This is a genomic window from Lyngbya sp. CCY1209 (assembly GCF_035615495.1).
Lineage (GTDB): Bacteria > Cyanobacteriota > Cyanobacteriia > Cyanobacteriales > Microcoleaceae > Limnospira.
Genome location: NZ_JAJENU010000472.1, coordinates 1 through 215, shown reverse-complemented (window position 1 = coordinate 215; position 215 = coordinate 1). Strand labels below are relative to the sequence as shown.

1 protein-coding gene is annotated in these 215 nt (G+C 45.1%); it reads left to right on the top strand.

Annotation, left to right across the window (positions count from 1 at the left end; translation table 11 throughout):
- Positions 1 to 215, top strand: a 215-nt coding sequence (locus LKE08_RS15000) for a reverse transcriptase domain-containing protein (RefSeq protein ID WP_324705048.1), incomplete at both ends; no start/stop codon positions are given.

Below are 215 nucleotides of genomic sequence, written 5' to 3'. Positions count from 1 at the left end.
TATTGGGAACCTAAATTCGAGGGGACAAGCTATGGGTTTCGACCCGGACGCTCAACCCTTGACGCAATTGGCAGAATTTTTGTCGCTATTAACCACGGGGAATACTACATCCTCGATGCTGACATCGCCAAATGCTTTGACCAAATTGACCATGATTATCTGCTATCCAAACTTCATTGTCCAACGACCATAAGGCGAAATGTCAAACAATGGCT